Origin of the sequence: Thermotoga profunda AZM34c06 (assembly GCF_000828675.1) — a bacterium.
Lineage (GTDB): Bacteria > Thermotogota > Thermotogae > Thermotogales > DSM-5069 > Pseudothermotoga_B > Pseudothermotoga_B profunda.
The window spans coordinates 2033447-2053626 of the sequence record NZ_AP014510.1; the positions used below are offsets into that span (position 1 = coordinate 2033447).

At 38.9% G+C, this 20180-nt stretch carries 18 protein-coding genes and 1 tRNA gene; 10 read left to right on the forward strand and 9 right to left on the reverse strand.

Translation table 11 applies throughout. The features are described from left to right. Nucleotides 1–388: 388 nt before the first annotated feature. From ggt to TSP02S_RS09925, 6 genes are read left to right on the forward strand one after another with little or no spacing between them, the layout of a single operon-like run. Nucleotides 389–2110 carry a gamma-glutamyltransferase gene (gene ggt / locus TSP02S_RS09905; protein ID WP_052465434.1) on the forward strand — a complete coding sequence of 574 codons (1722 nt, stop codon included), beginning with the start codon at nucleotides 389–391 and terminating at the stop codon, nucleotides 2108–2110. A 9-nt stretch (nucleotides 2111–2119) separates the two neighbouring features. After that, complete coding sequence (locus tag TSP02S_RS09910; protein WP_041083720.1) at nucleotides 2120–2671, forward strand: DUF6305 family protein; 552 nt, start codon at nucleotides 2120–2122, stop codon at nucleotides 2669–2671. Continuing rightward, nucleotides 2668–3711: a M14 family metallopeptidase gene (locus tag TSP02S_RS09915; protein WP_232503708.1), complete on the forward strand. Its 1044-nt coding sequence runs from the start codon at nucleotides 2668–2670 to the stop codon at nucleotides 3709–3711. The genes TSP02S_RS09910 and TSP02S_RS09915 overlap by 4 nt, the downstream gene beginning before the upstream one ends. A 20-nt stretch (nucleotides 3712–3731) precedes the next feature. Further along, complete coding sequence (locus tag TSP02S_RS09920) at nucleotides 3732–5054, forward strand: TRAP transporter large permease subunit (protein ID WP_052465436.1); 1323 nt, start codon at nucleotides 3732–3734, stop codon at nucleotides 5052–5054. Between the two features lie 4 nt (nucleotides 5055–5058). After that, nucleotides 5059–5205, forward strand: a complete 147-nt coding sequence (locus TSP02S_RS11055) for a hypothetical protein (RefSeq protein WP_171816288.1) — start codon at nucleotides 5059–5061, stop codon at nucleotides 5203–5205. 11 nt (nucleotides 5206–5216) lie between these two features. Continuing rightward, on the forward strand, nucleotides 5217–6293 hold the full coding sequence (locus TSP02S_RS09925; protein WP_041083722.1) for a succinylglutamate desuccinylase/aspartoacylase family protein: 1077 nt from the start codon (nucleotides 5217–5219) through the stop codon (nucleotides 6291–6293). A 1-nt stretch (nucleotide 6294) separates the two neighbouring features. On the opposite strand, the gene pgsW is transcribed toward TSP02S_RS09925, so the two are convergent. The 6 genes from pgsW to TSP02S_RS09955 are packed head-to-tail and all read right to left on the reverse strand — an operon-like array spanning nucleotide 6295 to nucleotide 12902. Next, nucleotides 6295–7254 (reverse strand): poly-gamma-glutamate system protein, encoded by a 960-nt coding sequence (gene pgsW, locus TSP02S_RS09930; RefSeq protein WP_041083724.1) that lies wholly within the window; start codon nucleotides 7252–7254, stop codon nucleotides 6295–6297. Continuing rightward, nucleotides 7251–7676 carry a poly-gamma-glutamate biosynthesis protein PgsC gene (gene pgsC, locus TSP02S_RS09935; protein WP_041083726.1) on the reverse strand — a complete coding sequence of 142 codons (426 nt, stop codon included), beginning with the start codon at nucleotides 7674–7676 and terminating at the stop codon, nucleotides 7251–7253. The genes pgsW and pgsC overlap by 4 nt, the downstream gene beginning before the upstream one ends. Next, entirely contained in the window at nucleotides 7655–8806 is a 1152-nt protein-coding gene (pgsB, locus tag TSP02S_RS09940) for a poly-gamma-glutamate synthase PgsB (RefSeq protein ID WP_041083728.1), read from the reverse strand. Before pgsB ends, pgsC begins: the two co-directional genes overlap by 22 nt. A gap of 44 nt (nucleotides 8807–8850) precedes the next feature. Beyond that, nucleotides 8851–10731, reverse strand: coding sequence for an ABC transporter ATP-binding protein (locus TSP02S_RS09945; RefSeq protein WP_052465437.1), 1881 nt, complete (start codon nucleotides 10729–10731; stop codon nucleotides 8851–8853). Further along, nucleotides 10721–12466, reverse strand: coding sequence for an ABC transporter ATP-binding protein (locus TSP02S_RS09950; protein ID WP_041083730.1), 1746 nt, complete (start codon nucleotides 12464–12466; stop codon nucleotides 10721–10723). Before TSP02S_RS09950 ends, TSP02S_RS09945 begins: the two co-directional genes overlap by 11 nt. Beyond that, entirely contained in the window at nucleotides 12459–12902 is a 444-nt protein-coding gene (locus tag TSP02S_RS09955; protein ID WP_041083731.1) for a MarR family winged helix-turn-helix transcriptional regulator, read from the reverse strand. The genes TSP02S_RS09950 and TSP02S_RS09955 overlap by 8 nt, the downstream gene beginning before the upstream one ends. A gap of 118 nt (nucleotides 12903–13020) precedes the next feature. Here TSP02S_RS09955 and TSP02S_RS09960 point away from each other — a divergent pair, with 118 nt between their 5' ends. Next, the gene (locus tag TSP02S_RS09960) at nucleotides 13021–14274 is read left to right on the forward strand and encodes an iron-containing alcohol dehydrogenase (RefSeq protein ID WP_041084417.1); all 1254 of its coding nucleotides are present in this window, start codon (nucleotides 13021–13023) and stop codon (nucleotides 14272–14274) included. Further along, nucleotides 14271–16025, forward strand: coding sequence for an NAD+ synthase (locus TSP02S_RS09965; RefSeq protein ID WP_041083733.1), 1755 nt, complete (start codon nucleotides 14271–14273; stop codon nucleotides 16023–16025). The genes TSP02S_RS09960 and TSP02S_RS09965 overlap by 4 nt, the downstream gene beginning before the upstream one ends. A gap of 30 nt (nucleotides 16026–16055) precedes the next feature. On the opposite strand, the gene TSP02S_RS09970 is transcribed toward TSP02S_RS09965, so the two are convergent. Genes TSP02S_RS09970 through TSP02S_RS10995 form a run of 3 tightly spaced genes read right to left on the reverse strand, consistent with a single transcriptional unit; the run spans nucleotide 16056 to nucleotide 19054 of the window. Further along, the gene (locus TSP02S_RS09970) at nucleotides 16056–17387 is read right to left on the reverse strand and encodes a TldD/PmbA family protein (RefSeq protein WP_041083735.1); all 1332 of its coding nucleotides are present in this window, start codon (nucleotides 17385–17387) and stop codon (nucleotides 16056–16058) included. After that, a complete protein-coding gene (locus tag TSP02S_RS09975) occupies nucleotides 17384–18829 on the reverse strand; it encodes a TldD/PmbA family protein (protein ID WP_041083737.1) in 1446 nt (481 codons plus the stop codon). The genes TSP02S_RS09970 and TSP02S_RS09975 overlap by 4 nt, the downstream gene beginning before the upstream one ends. Nucleotides 18830–18865: 36 nt before the next feature. Next, entirely contained in the window at nucleotides 18866–19054 is a 189-nt protein-coding gene (locus TSP02S_RS10995) for a hypothetical protein (protein ID WP_144380768.1), read from the reverse strand. A 52-nt stretch (nucleotides 19055–19106) separates the two neighbouring features. Here TSP02S_RS10995 and TSP02S_RS09985 point away from each other — a divergent pair. Both TSP02S_RS09985 and TSP02S_RS09990 read left to right on the forward strand, forming a co-directional pair. Further along, nucleotides 19107–19182 (forward strand) — tRNA-Met (locus TSP02S_RS09985). A gap of 236 nt (nucleotides 19183–19418) precedes the next feature. Beyond that, nucleotides 19419–20177 carry an oxygen-binding di-iron domain-containing protein gene (locus TSP02S_RS09990; RefSeq protein ID WP_408645550.1) on the forward strand — a complete coding sequence of 253 codons (759 nt, stop codon included), beginning with the start codon at nucleotides 19419–19421 and terminating at the stop codon, nucleotides 20175–20177. Nucleotides 20178–20180: the final 3 nt, after the last annotated feature.

The following is a 20180-nucleotide window of genomic DNA, read 5'->3' on the forward strand; positions in this document are numbered from 1 at the left end:
AATAAAAGGGGCTTTTTCAAGCCCCTTTGAAAAACACCTATGGGTTAGAACTCTATTGAAGATCGTATTATCTTTTTGCCATGATAATATAACCATTCTCCTCACTCCTGGGGTTTTCAATTTAAGATTTTATCATTATCTTTTTTGCCTTTGTTTTTCTTTTAGGTAAATTTGGTTTCGCACTTGCTGCTTTAAAAAATCGCCATACGAATCTCTGAAAACAACTGACTATGATATAATGTAATTGCAAAATAATGTTTTTGATATTTTCTATGGCTATTGTATGGTGAGGCAAATTTCATCACAAGAGATTGAGAGAAGATCAATTTGCTGATTTCATGTTCCAAAAATAATCTGATTTGATTTTATTGGCAAGGAGGGATTGGTAATGAAGAAGTTTGTATCAATACTTTTCTTATTAGGAATCAGCATCTCAATTTTGGCAGTTTCAACAGGCCAGATCATGCTCTCAAAGAATGGTGTTGTTGCCGCCGCAAATCCTTACGCTGCTGCAGCAGGAGCAGAAATTTTGGAAAAGGGTGGTAATGCAGTAGATGCCGCAGTAGCAGTTGCTTTTGCATTAGGTGTTGTGGAACCATATGCAAGTGGTCTTGGTGGAGAAGGTGTTATGATCATTCATACATCTGATGGTCAAAATATAGCTATTGATTACAAATCTGTCGCTCCAATGGATCTCTCCAAGTATACAAAATCTCCAAGCAATTATTCGTCAGGACCACTTTCAGTTTGTGTTCCAGGAGTAGTTGATGGTTTGATTAAGGCACTTTCAGAGTGGGGAACAATGAATCTCAGCGAAGTCATGGAACCCGCAATTCGTTTGGCAAGAGAAGGTTTTGTTTTGAACGAAACTTATGTTGGTGTCTTATCTGATAATTATGAAAAACTTCTAAATGATCCTGGCGAAGGCGCCTTGGTATACTTAAAAGACAATCTTCTTTACGATCCAGGAGATTTATTCAAAAATCCCGTCTTGGCAGATACACTCGAATTGATTGCAAAAGAGGGTAGAGATGTTTTCTACAAGGGAGAAATAGCCGATAAGATAGTCAAATTTATGCAAGAGAATGGCGGAGCAATAACCAAACAAGATCTCGAACAATACCATGCAATTGTTAAAGAACCTATTATTGGAACTTATAGAGGATACAAAATAATCACTGCACCACAACCCGTTGGTGGCACTACTCTTGTTGAAATACTCAACATACTTGAAAGATTCAACATCTCTGATCTTTCATGGGACGATCCACTTTACATCCATTTACTCTCCGAGGCTTTATATCTGGCTACTATCGATATGAGGATTTACTGTGGTGACGATCCCAATGTTCCTGTCGAAGCTTTGATCAGCAAAGAATATGCAAAAAGCAGATTTGAAATGATACCCCTTTCAAAGGCGATAGCAAGATCAAGTAGTGCCGCCGAACGTCAGAAACTGGCTGGAGATCCTTTCAAATATCTTGACAACAAGAAGTTTTTTGACAAAATCTTGGAAGACCTTGGAGAGAAAGTAAAAATCGAGAGTCCATCGACAACTCACGCCAGTGTAGTCGATAAATGGGGAAATGCGGTCGCATTTACTCAAACACTCAGTTCTTTCTTTGGATCAGGTAACGTTGTACCTGGAACAGGTATAATTCTCAACAACGAGATGGCGAATTTCTCAACATCTGGGCCTAATGCACTTGCTCCAGGTAGAAGACCCCGCACCACAATAGCTCCCACAATCGTCTTGAGACCAAATGGAGATCTTTTAATGGTCGTTGGCACCCCTGGCGCATCAAGAATTCTTTCGACATTATCTCAAATGATAGTCAACGTTATAGATTTCGGCTATTCAATTGATCAGGCTATGAAGCTTCCGAAGTTCTGTTCATATGATACTTACACAGACTTAAAGATCGAAGGAGGATTCCCCGAAGAAACGATTAAAATTCTTGAAAAATATTATGGTTATAAACTCGAATTGTATCCCGAACTTGATCTTTTCTTCGGTGGTCCAAATTGTGTTTATAAACAAGAAGATGGTATTTACATAGGTGTCGGATCATTTAGAAGACAAGGTGCTGCAGCGGTACCAGAAAAGTGAGGGATAATCGTGAGAAAATATCTTTTGGCATTGTTAATTTTGCTGACCTTATCCATTACCTTTGCTCAAGAATTGGTCTTCCAACAACCAGTACTTATAACTTCTGCTGGTCAGAGCGCAGGTGTCACAATGATGAAGGTCTTGGCAACCAGAGCTAAACTCCAATTCAATTTCGATGCACTTGCTAAGCCAGAGGCATTGACTGGTAATTTTAAATCACTCATCATAGTTGTTGGAGCAAGTTCTAAAGGACTTGGTGCGGCGGGAATAGATATAGAGCAAGAAATTCAAAGAGTGACAGAACTTTTGAACAAAGCCAAAGAAATCGGCTTAAAGGTTATAGTAGCTCATATTGAAGGTCAATCAAGACGTGGAAAAACAAGCGACCAATTGAGTGAACTTGTTATACCGTTTGCCGATCTTGTGATTGTCACAAAAGCCGGAAACGAAGACAACTTCTTCACAAATCTTTGCGAAAAACAGCAAAAGAAATTAATCGTTGTCGAAACAACAAGTGCTGTCCAAAGTATCTTGGAGCAATATTTCAAGGCTGGTGAGTGATCGTGCTAAAAACAAATCTGACTGTTGTTCTCTTAGTAAGTGTTGCGATGCTCTGCATCGCAGCACCTCTTTTCCATGATGTGAGACCAGGCTATGGTGTAACCCAAATAAAGTGGTTGAGTGACTATCATCCTTCTTTGAGAGGTACTTGGGGCGATACAAGAATTTATATTCTTGAAGGTGAGGAACCTGGTGCGAATGTACTGTTGCTTTCAGGTACACACACAAATGAAATCGCTGGAATATTCACTTCCTTAGTTTTCATCGAAAAATCTCTGGTAAAAAAAGGCAGACTGTTTGTTGTGCCTTGGGCAAACAACAGCGCAGCCACCTGGGGAAGTGTTTCATATGATAAACCAGAAGAAACTATGACCTCTCCTGCTTACATAAACTTTGTAACACTCAGTGGCCCAAGAAACGTTGTTGTTGGCTCAAGAAGAACAAATCCATTTCATCAAGAGACTGATCCAGCTACTTACACTCACCTTTCTGGATTGGAATTCCCTGGATATGAAGCACGAAATCTGGACAGAGTTCATCCAGGCAGAGCCGATGGAACCTTAACAGAACAGATCAGTTTTGCTCTATTCGAGCTTGTTCGAAAGGAAAAAATAGACATGGTTGTCGATCTTCATGAAGCTGGAACTTCTTCAAGGCTTGCAAACATGTTGATATGTAACCCAAAGAACCTGGATATGGGTGCCATGGTTGTATTAGATCTTGAATTCGAAGGTTTTCAGATAAAACTTGAGCAATCAAGTGAGGAATTCAGAGGACTGAGCCACAGGGAATTTGGAGATCATACAGATGCACTTGCCTTCTTAATAGAAACGCCCAATCCTTCTCAGGACACAAATGCAAAATCTGCTTATACTTTGGACCACCCTGAATTCCCACTCTGGAAAAGAGTATATACGCACTTTAGGACTTTTCTGATGTTATGTGAATACTTGGACGACTTTATAGGACGTAGTATCATCTTTGAAGGACTCCCTGAGCGAGATACATTTGAAAACAATTTTTTCATGATCTATAACTGAATAAAGGAGAGGGCTCAACATTGGAAATTGTACTCTTTTTGATTATTATAACTGCCTTCTTGATCCTGACATTTTTGAAATTTCCAAAGGGAGTTTCTTTTTTACTGATTTCAACGATAGTACTACTGTTGAGTGAGAAAAAATTTGACATTCATGTTTTAATAGAAGGTGCCTTTGGCTATTTTGATGCCGTAATAACAGTACTATCAGCCATGATATTCGTTGTCGCAATAGAAAGGTCAGGATTGCTAAGTCATTTTGCGAATATTTTGACAAAAAAATTCTCTTCAAAGCCAAAGTTGCTCTTACTGTTCACTACACTTCTTGCCATGAGTGGAGGAATGATAACGGGTTCATCATCGGCTTGTATACTTACTACCGGTGCTGTGGCCTTCCCAATCCTCAAATCCATAGGTTTAAACAATAAAAAATCAGGAACTATCATAGCAATATCGTCAGTACTTGGTATGATCGCACCACCGGTGAATATCCAAGCTATGGTGATTTGTGAAGGAGTAGACATGCCTTATGTTGGATTCACCTATCCCCTACTTTGGCTCACAGTTCCAACGGCACTTTTGGTGTCTCTTACGATCGCAGGAAAAGACATCCAAAAACCAAAAATCAAAGAGAATATGCAATTCAAAACTAAAGATGTCATTCTATATCTTCCTTTAATGGTTCTTGTAGCTCTTTTGATCTTGGACAGTTTCGAAATTTTTCAGTTAGGTCTTGTATTGATTTTCTTTGTGAGTGCAATCATAGCTATTTTATGTGGAAAAAGAAAATCCAGTTTTGTTGAAGTTTCGTTGAATGCTATGGAACAATCTCTACCGATCTTGGCAATACTTGTTGGTGTTGGCATGTTGATTCAAGTAATGACCCTCAGTGGTGTTAGAGGATTAATAGTCGCAAGTATGCTTTTCTTCCCTTATAGCATATTGTTCTTGACATTAGGACTTGGGGTACCAATGTTTGGTGCAGTTTCATCCTATGGTGCTGCTTCTGTACTTGGAATACCATTTCTTCTGGCATTTCGTGGAGGTAATGACATTTTGATAACCTCTGCGATATCCTTGCTTGCAGGACTCGGTGACATGTTACCTCCGACGGCATTGGCAAGTACTGTGAGTGCTCAGATCGTGGGTTTAGATTCCTATGTCCAGATCCTTAAAAAATCAATTCCATTTATTATAGTAATTGGTGTGGTGTCTGTCATAGTAACAATGTATTCTTTCAAACTTGTTAAAGTGCTCAGTAATCCATGGTGGTTTTTGGGAATTGTTGGTGCAATATTTGTCGCTTGCATTTTTGACGATGTGATATTCAAAAGGAGGAAGTGATGCCTTGATTACCTATATCTACATAGCAATACTTATTTATTTTTCAATGATTTTGGTGAAATTGGTTTTGAAAAAACCAGACAACTGGAATTGGTTAATGGCCGCAATGGTCTTGACACCCTGGGCATTGAGAATATTCTTGATCAAGTGAGAGGTAGTTAGATGAGAATTACAAAGATTGTTCTGTTTTGTGCAATTACTGTATTCATGGTGCTTGGCTCTCTTGGTCCTTTCAAGTCTCATGACGACCTTGAGACCATAAGTCCTGGACCAGGTGTTACGCAGGTAAAGAAATTGAGCGATTACTTTCCTGAACTTCGTGGAACACCTGGTGATACAGATATCTACGTACTTGAGGGTAAGGAATCAGGTGGTTGTGTTTTAATCGTTGGCGGGACTCATCCGAATGAACCTGCAGGTTACTGCACAGCCAGGATTATTGTAGAGAATTTTTACGTAGAGAAAGGAAAAGTCATAGTCATACCAAGAGCAAATATCAGTGCTTTTTCACACACACAACCTCTGGAAGCCACACCTGGAAAGATACACTTCTCATGGAATAATAAAGAAATGATAATAACTATAGGTTCGAGATTAACAAATCCAATTCATCAATGGCCAGATCCAAGATTATACAAAACAACTGGTGGGCAGATTCTCAGTGGTTCTGAACGCCGCAATCTAAATAGGGCATATCCTGGAAATCCAAGAGGAACAATGACCGAAAAAATAGCATACGCAATTATGCAAGTTATACGTATAGAAAAACCTCAAATATCAATTGATCTGCACGAAGCAGCACCTGAATATACTACAGTAAATGCAATAGTAGCTCACGATCGTGCACTCGATATCGCTGTAGAAGCTGCCATGATGCTTGAGATGGATGGAATTGATATAAGTGTCGAAAGATCTCCCAGAGAATTTCACGGGTTATCCCATAGAGAATGGGGAGATAATTCAGAGACACTTGCCTTTTTGCTCGAAGTTGCTAACCCATCACAGGGAAGACTCAGGGGAAAAACCAACGAAAGACTGGTTATAACAGGATTCGATGAGTATTATTTGAAGGCGGCGAAAGCAGGTAGACTCAACGTTCCATACGATGAGAAAGGTCTTCCTCTTAACTTAAGAATAAAGAGACATTTGAAAACAATTTTGATGATCATTGACACCTTCAACACATATAACCACGAAAATTCAATAGTACTGACCGACCCTTCAGGAGCCTCATTTTGACTTAGCGCGCTTTGACAAATTGCTTTATCAGGTTTTTGCATCTTTTTTCTGAAGCCTTTGGCAAAGGTATAGGATCCCATAACAAACCATATTTTGTGGTCAATTTTTTCATATTGAGCAAACTCAAAACAGGTACATTATTGTTAATCATCAATCCTATCATTGATTCATTGTCCAGAGTTCCCTTATCAGTTATCAAACCAACTTGCATTGCCGCAGTGGCGGATCTACCGAGATTGATCAAACTTCCACCGATATTCACAAATGCAGCTATCCGTTCATCGCAATTGCTTATGTAGACTTGGTAAAACCACCAAAGATCGTGCTCGAAAGATTCTCCTTCGCGAAATACAAAATCGTATTCACTTGCTTTGCGTTTCAATTTATCCCGAATTTCCTCGGAAAATTCACTTCCTTTGTTGTCCGAACCACCGTAGGAGAATAACAGTGGCCTTTCGAATCCAATTTCCACCAGCCAATTGAAAAGATCAAGAACGGTAAAATCAATTTGATTTGCTCCCCATTGTGATGCTCCTATTGAGCAGATCACCAATGGTCTGGCTCCTATTGCTTTGCATGCACTCAGTGTAGCAACTATAAGACCGGGAAAAGAACCAGATGCACCAACTGCTACGCAATCTCCTTTTTTAACACCGATTTTGATCAACAAATAAGAGATCAAAACAGCCATATCGGGATTTGTCGTAGTCCTCTTTGATTCAAGGTCACCTGCTGTCGTTGTAAGTTCTGTAAGTTCTTCACCTATCAAACCTGTCCTGTTCGGATCAATCAAAGGATCAATCTGGTTTGATCTTCTTTGACTTATTGCATCTATTGCTTCCTCCATGATCAATGATGCTCTGTAAAGTTCATCAAAATGAGAATATAAATCAAAAGGTATGAACAACCAGAGCAAGTATAATATCACAGCAGTAATGAACCAAATAAGAACCTTTTTCATAATACCAGCATGACCACCAATCTTATAGTTACAGAGACCGCACACACAGAAATGAGAGTTATGAAAATGCCTTGACGTTCCATAGTATTTGCTAACAATCCTGGTATAACCCAACCAATAGTTTGTAGTTCAATCGGTTGTAGACCAGCTAAAGGAACAAATTTTCTAAAAAGCAATGTAAAGAAGGTAGACAAAAGTATCATCAATATGAAACGCCTTCTTGTGTACAAAAATAAATGCCTACGTAGTACTTTGTAAACTAAAAGGCAAGCAAATGAAATCAATGTTGTACACAGTATTCTATATGGCTGATCTACGTAAAAAGAGAGCCAGACCGGCACAATAATTCCACCAGGATAAAGACCTGTTAATTCCACAAAAAAAGTTGAAATGAGAATACCTATAGCTGCGATTTCAAACATCTTTCACTCTCCTGCCATTGATCAATTAGCTTCAATCCCGTATCTGCAATATTGCCAAATCCAAAAACAATTGTTCCTGATTCAAGTTTGTTGATTTCGGTCAAGACACTTTCTATTTTCATAGGCAGGCACTTTGAGTTTCCAAGCCTTCTTACAAATAATACATTGTCCGGTCCTGTCACGTAAAGCCTCTCAAAGGGGAACCATGTTTTAAGCTGCCTTAGCCACTGTGCTGTTCTATCGACTCTATCAGGTCTAAGATTCAAAACACCAACGAATTTTGGATCTACCAATCCATTTTGTATTAAAAATTGCTTTGCTTTTTCAAAAACCTTGATGGTAGAATCAGGATCATTTGCAGCAAAACCATTTATAGCGATTACACCATTATTAATTCTCCAACATCTAAGTGCTCCTATATCACCTGGTACATCTGTAAAAATCTTTGTGATCTTTTCCTTCTGTAATCCTATAAATTCACAAACAGCAGAAGCTAATATGAGGTTCTCGTCAAACTCAAGATAATCACCTGGCTTGATTATTTGTTCATGTGGTTCAATTTCAATTACGGTACATTCCTTCTTTCTCAGTATTTCTAATGATGATCTATCGAGATTTCCCTTCGTGGTTATCACTGTTGAACCATAATTACATGCTGAAACAATGTTTTTCCTAACTTCTTTAATACTATTACCAAGTTCTTCTACATGATCAACTGTAATGCGGGCTATAACTACAATATGTGGTTTCAAAATATTTTGTATCTCACACCGAAGAATCTCTGGATTCACACTCATCGTTTCACAGACAAAACCCTCAACAGCTAAACGATTTGCAGTCTTCAAGAACACTCTGATTTGCTCAGTAACTAAAGGTTTTCTTTTTCTTTCGATGATTTTTTCTTCGCCATCAGGATAAATAAGTACAGGTTTTGATCCAGTAACTTTCCCCAAAACCTTCATTCCATTTTGTCTAAGAGCAAATGTTATAAGCCTTGTGACACTTGATTTACCACGTACACCCGTCACGGCGATTCTTAATCTTATTGAATTTCGCTTTAAATGAGCGTATATTGCTTCAAACATAAGAAAAGTCACGAATATCAGAAGACAGGCTAAGACAACCATCATATTCGATCTCCTCACAAATAAAAGCACCTTTACAAACCCGGATCTCACGCATCGACCAATGCTCCTAAGAATTGGCTCTTGTACAATTGTGCATAGAATCCGTTTTTCTCGAGCAATTCTTTGTGCGTGCCTTTCTCTATGATTTTACCTTCATTCATTACCAGAATCAAATCGGCATTCCTTATCGTTGAAAGTCTATGTGCTATGATGAAGCTCGTTCGACCTTTCATGAGATCGTCCATCGCTTTTTGAATGTAAATCTCTGTTAGGGTGTCTACATTACTGGTTGCTTCGTCCAAGATAAGGATATCGGGATCTGATAAAAATGCCCTTGCTATTGTTATCAGTTGCTTTTCGCCGTAAGATATATTGGTTGCCTCCTCATTTATCATCGTCTCATACCCATCAGGTAAAGCCATTATGAAATGATGTGCTTGTGCCATCTTTGCTGCCTTTATTATTTCGTCTTCTGTGGCATTTTCTTTTCCATAGGCGATATTTTCTCTTATCGTGCCATTGAACAACCAAGTGTCTTGAAGTACCATTCCAAAAGATTTTCTCAAATTATTCTTGTGAATATCTCTTATATCTATTCCATCGAGTTTTATACTACCGTTTTGTATCTCGTAGAATCTCATCAATAGATTCACCAGTGTAGTCTTTCCGGCACCCGTTGGACCGACGATCGCTATTCTCTGCCCACTTTTGACTTCTATGTTTAAATCTTCTATCAAAGGTTTTTCTGGAACATAACTGAAATAGACTTTTTCAAAATTGATTTCTCCTTTTACTCTTTCCAATTTAACTGCTTCTGGTTTCTCGGGTCTTTCTTCTGGCTCGTCTAATACCTCAAAAACTCTCTCGGCAGCGGCAATGGTAGATTGAATAAGATTGGCTATATTTGATATCTGCACGATGGGTTGTGTGAATTGCTGTGAATATTGGATAAATGCCTGGACATCACCTATCGTTATGGCTCTTTTTGTGACAAGGATTCCACCAACCACAGAGACTATTACATATCCAAGGTTACCTATGAATCTCATCAATGGCATGATCATACCAGACAAAAACTGTGCCTTATAACTTGCGTCATACAATTGCTTGTTGATGTCTTCAAATTTTTCGATCGAATCTTTTTCTCTAAGATAAGCCTTGACAACTACATGCCCTCCGTAGGTCTCTTCGGTATGTCCACTGATTTCACCAAGGCGTTTTTGCTGTCTGATGAAATACCTCTGGGAATATTTTGCGATGAAAGCTGTTGCAGCTATACTCAATGGCAGAGTGAGTGCGGTCACACCAGTTAAAAGTGGGCTTATCGTTAACATCATGATCAAAACACCAACGATCGAGATGATACCTGATACAAACTGAACTAAACTCTGCTGCAAGGTATTACTTATGAGATCAACATCGTTTATCACGCGGCTGAGAATCTCTCCATGAGTCTTTGAGTCGTAGAATTTCAATGGTAATCTGGATAGTTTTTCAGATATATCTTTTCTCATCTTCATGACAATCTTTTGTGAAACACCTGCCATTACATATTGTTGAATATAATTGAGCAATGCACTGATAATGTACAAAATACTAACCTGAATCAAGATCCTTGCAACGTAAGAGAAATTTATACCTGCATTTGGCAAACGAAGCATCTTTGCCATAATTCCACGAAAGATCTCTGTAGTCGCCTTACCCAATATCTTTGGAGCTATTATCGTCAGAACAGTTGCCGTAATAGTTATAGCCAAAACAATAACTATCGGAACAAAGTATGGCTTTAGATAGGTGATCAATCTTCTCAAAGTTCCTTTGAAATCCTTTGCCTTTTCTGCTGGTCTTGCGAACATCGGTCCGCCTGGTCTTGGTCCTCTGTCTGGCATTGGTCTGAATTGAGGGGTAGTTCTTTTTTCATCTGCCATTGAGCTCACCTCCAACCGCTTCTTCTTCTGAGATCTGTGAGAGTACTATTTCTCTGTATACCTCATTTGTCTGCATGAGTTCTTTATGAGTTCCTATTCCTCTTATTTTTCCATCCTTCAGGACTATGATCTGGTCGGCATGCATGATCGTTGCAACCCTCTGGGCAACTATGATCACAGTGGCATCTTTCGTCTCTTTGAATAATCTTGTTCTTACACGTGCATCCGTCTTGAAGTCAAGAGCAGAAAAGGTATCATCAAAAAGATAAATCTTTGGCTTTGCTGCAATTGCACGAGCTATAGATATTCTTTGTTTTTGTCCACCAGAGAGATTAGTTCCACCTTGTGCGATAGTTGTATTTAAACCATCTGGCATCTTTTGAGCAAATTCATTTACCTGTGCTATTTCGGCGGCATTGAATATATCTTCGTTTGTCAATTGATTTCTACCAAACCTTATATTGTCTGCTATAGTCCCAGAAAAAATTATCGCCTTTTGTGGAGCATAACCTATCATATTTCGCAATTTTTCCAGTGGAATTCGACGCACATCAACACCATCTATCTTTACACTGCCTTCTGTAACATCGTAGAATCTCAAAATCAAATTCAACATCGTTGTCTTTCCAGAGCCAGTGCTACCAATGATCGCGGTCACTTTCCCAGGTTCAGCCTTAAAAGAAATGTCCTGCAGGGCTGTTTCCTTGGCCCCTGGATAATGAAATGTCACATTTTCAAACTCAATTACACCTTTGCCTTCTGGTATAACAGGGTTCTCTGGTTCTTTGACAGTTGGTTCTGTTTGCAATACTTCAACAGCTCTCTGTGCAGAAACAGAAGCACGTGGTAAAAACACAAAGATCATGGAAATCATGACAAAGGAAAAGAGAATTTGCATCACATATTGCATAACTGCCATCATCGAACCAACTTGAAGTTTTCCAAGATCTATTTGTTTAGCACCAAACCAGATCAATGCAATAACTGTGAAATTCATTACGATCATCATTATTGGAAAAATGATGGCTCCTATCCTGTTGACCTTCAAAGCAGTTTGTGTCAAATCTTCATTTGCTTGTTCAAATCTGTTTTTCTCATATTCTTCTTTGTTAAAAGCTCTGATAACTCTAATACCTGTGACTCTCTCTCTGAGCACGAGATTTAATCTGTCTATCTTTTTTTGCATACTCTTAAACAATGGCATAGTTTTACTGAATATGAAGTACATCGCAACCAGAGCTATGGGTACAGTTATGAGCAAAATCATTGTGAGTTTTGCATCTTTTGATATTGCCATGATTATACTGCCAATGGCAACTATTGGCGCTCTTATGACCATTCTCTGTATCATAACTAATGCTTGCTGTATTTGAGTTATGTCATTTGTCGTTCTTGTGATCAGAGATGCTGTGCTGAATCTATCAATCTCGGCAAGTGAAAAACTTTGAATCTTCCTGTAAAGATCATTCCGCAGATCTCTACCCGCTGCCATAGCAGCCTTAGCTGATGTCAAACTCATCAAGATTATTGCTAATACCTGAACTAATGATACGAGTAACATCTTTCCACCGACTTGCCATATATAATCGATATTACCTTTTGTGATCCCTTTGTCTACAATTTGGGACATGAGATCTGGCAGATACAAAGTCACATAAGAATCAACAATCACGAGCGCAACAGTTATAATTACCAACCAAAAATAAGGCTTGAGATACCTGAAAACCTTAAACACTGCGATCACCCCTTAGATGTTTTTTTAAATTGACTATCATCCTGTCCAAAAATTGTTTGAGTTGATTTTTTTCATCTTCGGAGAATCCTTGCATAGCTATCTTTTCTATCTCCTGCATTTGCTCTTGTAAAAATTTATGGGAGCCCTTACCTTTTTTCGTCAAAAAAACTCGCTGAAGTCTTCTATCGTTCGCATCTTGTTGCCTTTCTATAAGGCCTGCTTTTTCCATTCTTCTTAACATGATGGCAACTGTCGCTGGTCTTAAATTGAGCTTCTCCGCAATTTGGTTTTGCGTAATACCTTCGTTTTTTCCTATGATCATGAGCATGGGCGGTTGACCTGGATGTATACCAAGATCTTCCAATTGTTCATGAACAAGGTGAAAATGCAACCTTTGTACAATGAGAAACCGCTTAAAAACGTAATCTTCGTTCATACTATCACTCCTTAATTTGACGTCTAATAATTAGATGTCTATATATTATCACTGACAAAATCAAACGTCAATTAAGAAATTTCTACATCATGGTTGTATAATGATTTCAGGTGATCAGATGATAGATTTTCTTGGCAAAACCATCGAGTGTAGTTGTGGTAAATTACATGAAGTTCCAAATATAGAGATAATTTGTGAGGACTCAGTCTCTCAAAGACTATCCGAGTTCTTTGAAGATGCTTTTTTTCTTGCCGATGAAAATACAATTTCTCTTGTCAGGAGTCTTGAAGGAAAAACCATCAAGTTGAGAGATCCACAAAGAGTTACCGCTACAATGGAAAACGTTCAAAAGATTCGAAGCTTTTTAAAAAACAAAGATTGCCGAGAAATTGTATCGGTGGGTTCAGGAAGCCTGACGGACATAGCAAAATACACAGCTTACTTGACAGACAGAGAGTTCTCGGCTTTTCCCACTGCTCCATCGGTAGATGGTTATACTTCATCTGTGGCTCCACTGATCGTTAGAGGCGTGAAAAAAACTCTGACAGCAAAGGTCCCGAGAAAGATTATTATCGATCCGGAAGTGATTGTAAATTCTCCAATTGATCTTATCAGAGCTGGTATAGGAGATATTTCATCAAAAATCATTGCAAGATTGGATTGGATTTTGTCTAATCTTCTCACAAATGAGTACATCTGCGATTTTGTCTGGGATGACATGAAAGGACTCTTAAAGGTTGTCTTGACGGACACAAGAAAGATTCTCCAAAGAGATAGATCGAGCATATTGAACTTGATGAAGATTCAGCTGATATCTGGTTTAAACATAACAATCATTGGTAATTCACGACCGGCTTCAGGAGCAGAACATTTAATCTCTCATGTGATTGAAATGTATCAAGAACATAGAGGACAATTACCATTATTCCATGGGCTTCAGGTTGCTATGGGGACCTACATAACCATGAAGGCGTACGAAGCGTTTTTTCAAGATATTCATTTTGCAAAAAGTCACATTTCACTCGAAGACAAAGAAAAATTGTTAATAGATTTCTTTGGAGAGAAAGTCACCAGCGAACTTCAGAAAATCTATTTACACAAAAGAAAAATTGAAAAGGTAGATATAAAAAGTATTCAAAAAATTCTGGAGCCAATTTACTTGCAGTATCATTCCATCTTGGAAGCATCTTTGTTTGATATGGGGGTTGGAGAACTTTTTTCAAAATATGATAAAAATTTCATCAAGAATGTGATTATCATCTCGACCACAATAAGAGATCGTTATACAATTCTTGATTTGTTCGATCAACTCGGAATCCTTAAAGACTTCTGCGATTGGTTCATGGAACATATGACGGAGGTGAAAGAGTGAATACTTTGAGAATAGCACTTGCACAGATCAACACTATTGTGGGTGATATAGAGGGTAATACAAAAAAAATCATCGAGAAAATCGAACTGGCAAAACAAATGGGTGTAGATATAGTTGCATTTCCTGAATTGTCATTGACAGGTTATCCACCTGAGGACTTACTTTTTAAACCTCACTTTGTTGCAAAAAATAAAGAAGCAGTGAATGAACTTGCCAAATATGTGACAAAGTCATTGATAGCAGTTGTCGGTTTTGTCGATGAAGATAGCGATATATACAACGCAGCTGCGGTAATCAACGACGGGAAGATCGTTGCCATATATCATAAAAATTACCTACCAAATTACGGAGTCTTTGATGAATTTCGTTATTTTCAACGAGGAGATAAAGCACTGGTAGTCGTCTCAAATGATGTTCGTGTCGGTATCACAATCTGTGAAGACATCTGGTATCCTGGTGGTCCTGCTCGCCTTGAAACTCTGATAGGTGATGCACAAGTTCTTATAAATATATCTTCTTCACCATACCATTCTGGCAAACTGACTTGGAGAGAAAGAATGCTTTCTGTCCGTGCAAACGACAACCTTGCCGTCGTTGCATATGTGAACCTCGTTGGTGGACAAGATGAACTTGTCTTTGATGGAGCGAGTTTAATCGTGAATGAACAAGGTGAAGTGATCGCCAGGGCTAAACAGTTTGAAGAAGATTTTTTAGTTGCAGATCTCGATTTGAATAATATCGAAAGATCAAGATTGCGCGATCCTCGCCGAAGACAGGATAAGAAAGCACTCGGGCAAGAAATTTTTGAGAAAGTACAGATTGTGAATATCACCTGCGAAAGGACAAGATCAAAACCTTATATTGAAAAACGTGTGGAGAAACACCTTGATTCTGTGGCTGAAGTTTACCAAGCTTTGGTCGTTGGAACACGTGATTACTTGCGAAAGAACAAAATGACAGATGCTGTGATTGGACTCAGTGGTGGTATGGATAGCTCACTTGTCTGTTGCATAGCAGTGGACGCACTTGGATCAGAACATGTAACGGGCGTTCTAATGCCAGGTCCTTATTCTTCAGATCACAGCCTTGAAGATGCGCGAATATTGGCAGAGAATCTTGGAATAAAATACCTGATCATTCCCATAAATGATGTTTTTCAAAGCTTTTTAAGTTGTTTGAAGCCTGTGTTCAAAGACCTTCCCTTTGATATCACCGAAGAAAATCTGCAAGCGCGTATTCGTGGAATGATATTGATGGCTCTTTCAAACAAATTCGGCTGGCTTGTACTCACAACGGGAAACAAGAGTGAAAGTAGTACTGGTTATTGCACTCTGTACGGCGATACTGCAGGGGGATTCGCGGTTATAAAAGATGTCTACAAGACCTTTGTTTATGAATTAGGCGAATATGTCAACAAAAAATATGGAAGAGAAATTATACCACGCAGAGTATTTGAAAAAGCGCCAAGTGCTGAACTCAAACCAAATCAAACCGACCAAGATAAATTACCACCATATCCCCTTCTGGACTGTATACTCAAAGCCTACGTTGAAGAAGATCGCAGTGTGGCAGATATTATTTCAATGGGATACGATGAATTAACCGTTCGAAAAGTCGCTTGGATGGTCGATAGCAGTGAATATAAACGCCGCCAGCTCGCTCCGGGGCCGAAGATAACTCATCGAGCCTTTGGCAAAGACAGACGCCTCCCGATAACAAATTATTTCAGAGAATGGGAAAACAAAAAATAAAAATTGGGCGACCTCTGTCGCCCAATTTACTCAAGCAGTCTTAGATGTGAAATTGAAATTTTTGACCTTGATAAACGGAGCTACCGTTGGAAAATATTCACCACTGGTTGATTCGGTTTCTTTTGAAATTGCTTCGATATTTTTGGTGAATTCAAAGAATTTCACATTGAACCTCATATTCTTGATAGCTCTTGTGAGTTGTCCATTTTCAATCAGAAAAGTGCCATCTCGTGTCATACCTGTGAACATCGCTTCGTAAGGATCTACGACGTTCATATAATGAAATCTGTTAATGTAGATACCACTTTTGGTCTCTGAGATGATTTTATCAACGGGTGTATTTCCACCTTCAATGACAAGATTGGCTGGTATTGCAAAGTCAAGATCTTCAAGTGAAATTGTGTGACCTGTTGGCTTTTTACCGAATCTCAAAGCGGCACCATGTGAATAGAAAATATTTTTGAAGACACCATTTTCTATTATCGGTGTTTTTTCACGTTTTTTTCCGCAAACATCATATGTCAGTGGTATCTGCATTTGGTGATTTGGATCATCGTATACATTGAGATTGTCAGGACCAATCCTTTGCCCAAGAAATCTCACCGATGGACTCATCTTCAGTTCATGCATATATCCATTAGTGCATACATAAGAAAAGTAAAAGAACAACTCACTGACTGCCTCTGGTCCTAATATCACTGTATACAAACCTGGATCGATTTCTAATAGATTGTTAGACTTCTTTGCGAACTCAATAGCTCTATGGATTTTCTTATCAACATCCAGATCTTTGTAACCCTTTGCTGTTGAAGAAACATAACCACTACCAGAATCACTCAGTGCCACGAAATTGAAACTCGCGCTGGAATATGCTTGATATACAAACATACCATTTGAAGATATAACTGCATTTTCAGAAATATTGTCACTCACATAACCAAAAGCCTGAACATCCTTACCAGATGCCTTGAGAATCTTATCAAAAATCTGAGCTCTATCTTCGGCTGACGCATTTTTCACAGAATCGCAGATATTTTCAACGGGATATCCGACAGAAACATCTGGGAGTTTGAATTCGTAATCCAAAGGAGTTGAATTTTCAAGCATCTGCTCGAGTTTTTTCCTGGTTTCTTTTAATCCATTTATAGACAGATCATTTGTCGTGGCAACCGCTATTTTGTTATCTCTTGTAGCCAGGACGCTAATAAGACTCTTTTTCTCAAAGACGTTCTGGTGGATTTCGCTGTTGGCAAACCTGGTCAACGCGCCTTCACTATTCGAGACCACACTTAAGAATTTCATACCCATGAAATGTTCATTCATCAATCTAAAGAGATTTCTATAAAAATTTTCACCTTTCACTTTCGAACACCTACCTTTATGCCTCTGAATCTTGCTGGAGCTGTACCATGCCCCACATACATCACCTGCATTGGTTGACCTTTACCACAGTTTGGAACACCCCACACATGCCAGTAATTTTCATTTGCTATGCCATCACATTTGTTCCAGAATTTTGGTGTTATGTCAAAATATACCGGATTTTTGAACACCTTTCCCGTTAATTTCCCATTCTTTATTTCATATGCAATCTCTGTGGCAAACTGGAAATTCAATCTCAGATCGTCTATTGACCAACTCTTGTTTGTATCGAGTAAGAAACCATAATCTATACCGGATATCAGTTCATCCAAAGTGAACTTACCAGGTAAAAGATTTATATTCGTCATCCTTATTATTGGAAGGTGAGACCAACTGTCTGCCCTTGCTGCACCATTTGATCTCAGACCCAATTCCGCTGCAGTTTGTCTGTTCATTAAATAACCAACAAACAAACCATTTTTGACTATAAAGGTCCTCTGTGCTTGTACTCCTTCATCATCATAACCAAAACTTCCAAGTCCTCCAGGAATTGTGGCATCTGCTGTGATAGTAACATGCTCACTACCGTACTTGAGATTGTTGAGTTTGTCCAAGCTCAGAAAACTTCCACCTGCGAAACTCAACTCAGATCCCATCACCCTGTCAAGCTCTATTGGATGACCACAAGATTCATGAACTTGCAACGCAAGCTGATTTCCACTGATGATTATGTCGTATTCTCCCGGCTCGATCTCTGGTGCCTTCACAAGCTCTACAACTTCCTGCGCAATCTTTGGTGCATGTTCAATTAAGTTCATTTGTTCTATGAATTCCCAACCTTTTGTTGAATGATCTCCTCCAAAACTCGATGGGTAAGATCTCGTTTGAAATCCACCTTCTCCGACTGCCTGAGCTGTGATACCAGCTCCAGAGACAACAATCTGCTGTTCGATCACAGAACCATCGGTACTGACAAACACTTTGTTAATCTTTCTAAAAAGCATTGAACCAGTCGATCGAGCGACTCCTTCAACTTTTTTTGCCTTCAACGTAGCATCTTTCAAGATTTCTATCTTTTCTCTCTCTGAGATTTCAAATGGATCTTTTTGATACGGCGACTTAAAGCTATCTTGATGTATTGGTTCTGGTGCCAGTTTTACCTGTTTTTTTGCCCTCTTGTTTGAAGCCTGAGCGATTTCAAGTGCGCGATCCGCAATCTTTTCAAGAGCAGATTCCCCACGCTCATCGGTCGCAGCAAATCCCCAACCATTTTCAGTTAAAACCCTGATCCCTGTGCCTGAGTTGAAGTTATTTGTCAATGTTTTGAGAGTACCATCCTCAACGGAAATTTCCTGCTGAAGATGTTCCTCATACCTTGCATCTGCATACCTTACACCTTTTGAACTCAGATAATGCAAAATCTTTTGTAATTTTTCCTGCACAATCTGACCTCCCTTCGATAATCAGAAAGCAGGGAGTCAATCCCTGCTTTCATCATCTGTTTCCATTATATCGTTTATTGCTTTTTCTATGTTTTCTGCACTGACTTTCTGACCTGTGCTGAGAACAATGAGAGCGGCCTTTATCACTAAGATTCTCGGGTATCTCTTGAGCAACTTCTTAATCGGGTCGAGCTTCATCACATCGACTTCCAAGGTGATCACCATCCTAAAAGTCCTTGACACTATCAAGGACAGGATGTATAATCTTTTCTGCTGTGGGCTCGTAGCTCAACTGGTAGAGCGCCCGGCTCATAACCGGGCGGTCGGTGGTTCGAGTCCACCCGAGCCCACCACAGGGAGCTTATGCTCCCTTTTATTTTAACATTGAATTTGAATTTTGTAAAGTTAAGTAACCTTGCAATATCGTAACCCTGATGAACATGTTTTTCTTCATAGACTACACTTACCTTTTTGATTAATCTATCTTACTTCTATGCTTAACTCCTTTCATTCTCATAATTGAAATGAATTCATTTGATAACATTTTGCCGCAGATGAATGTATAATTTTCTAAGGAGGTGTCTTTGTGATTCAAAACACTTTGTTGTTTGACAACGGGGTACACAAATACTACTTTCTTGGCTGGGAAGAAAAACAAGAAGAGATAATCCAGACAAACCAATACTTGATAGTCGATGGTAATGAAGCCATTTTACTCGATCCCGGTGGAGCACATGTTTTTCCAAGGGTTTTGGCAAATGTATCTGAGATAATCGAGCCCTCTAAAATAACCCACATTTTTTACACTCACCAAGATCCAGATGTGACAAGTGGTATTATCCTTTGGCTTTCAATAGCTGAAAACAGCAAAGTGTACATCTCAAATCTGTGGACACGTTTCTTGCCACATTTTGGTGTTTATGATAAAAGAAGAGTTGTTGGCATTCCTGATCACGGTGATACGATAAAGTTCAAAAGTGGGAATACACTTGAACTGATACCTGCACACTATCTTCACTCAACGGGAAATTTCACGCTTTATGATCCCGTAGCGAAGATACTTTTTTCTGGTGATATAGGCGCTTGTGTTTTCCCGGAAGGAAAGAAATATCGAGATACTGAAAACTTTGATTCGCACGTGAAAAATTTAGAACTATTCCACAAAAGATATATGACTTCAAACATCGCTTGCAGAAAATGGGTAGATATCGTTGGCAAAAAACAAATTGAAATGATAACACCTCAACACGGAGCAGTCATGAAAAAAGAATGTGCCAAAAGATTTCTCGAGTGGCTTAAAGATTTGAAATGCGGAGTAGACCTGATAGACCAATTCTATGGGAAGTGAGAA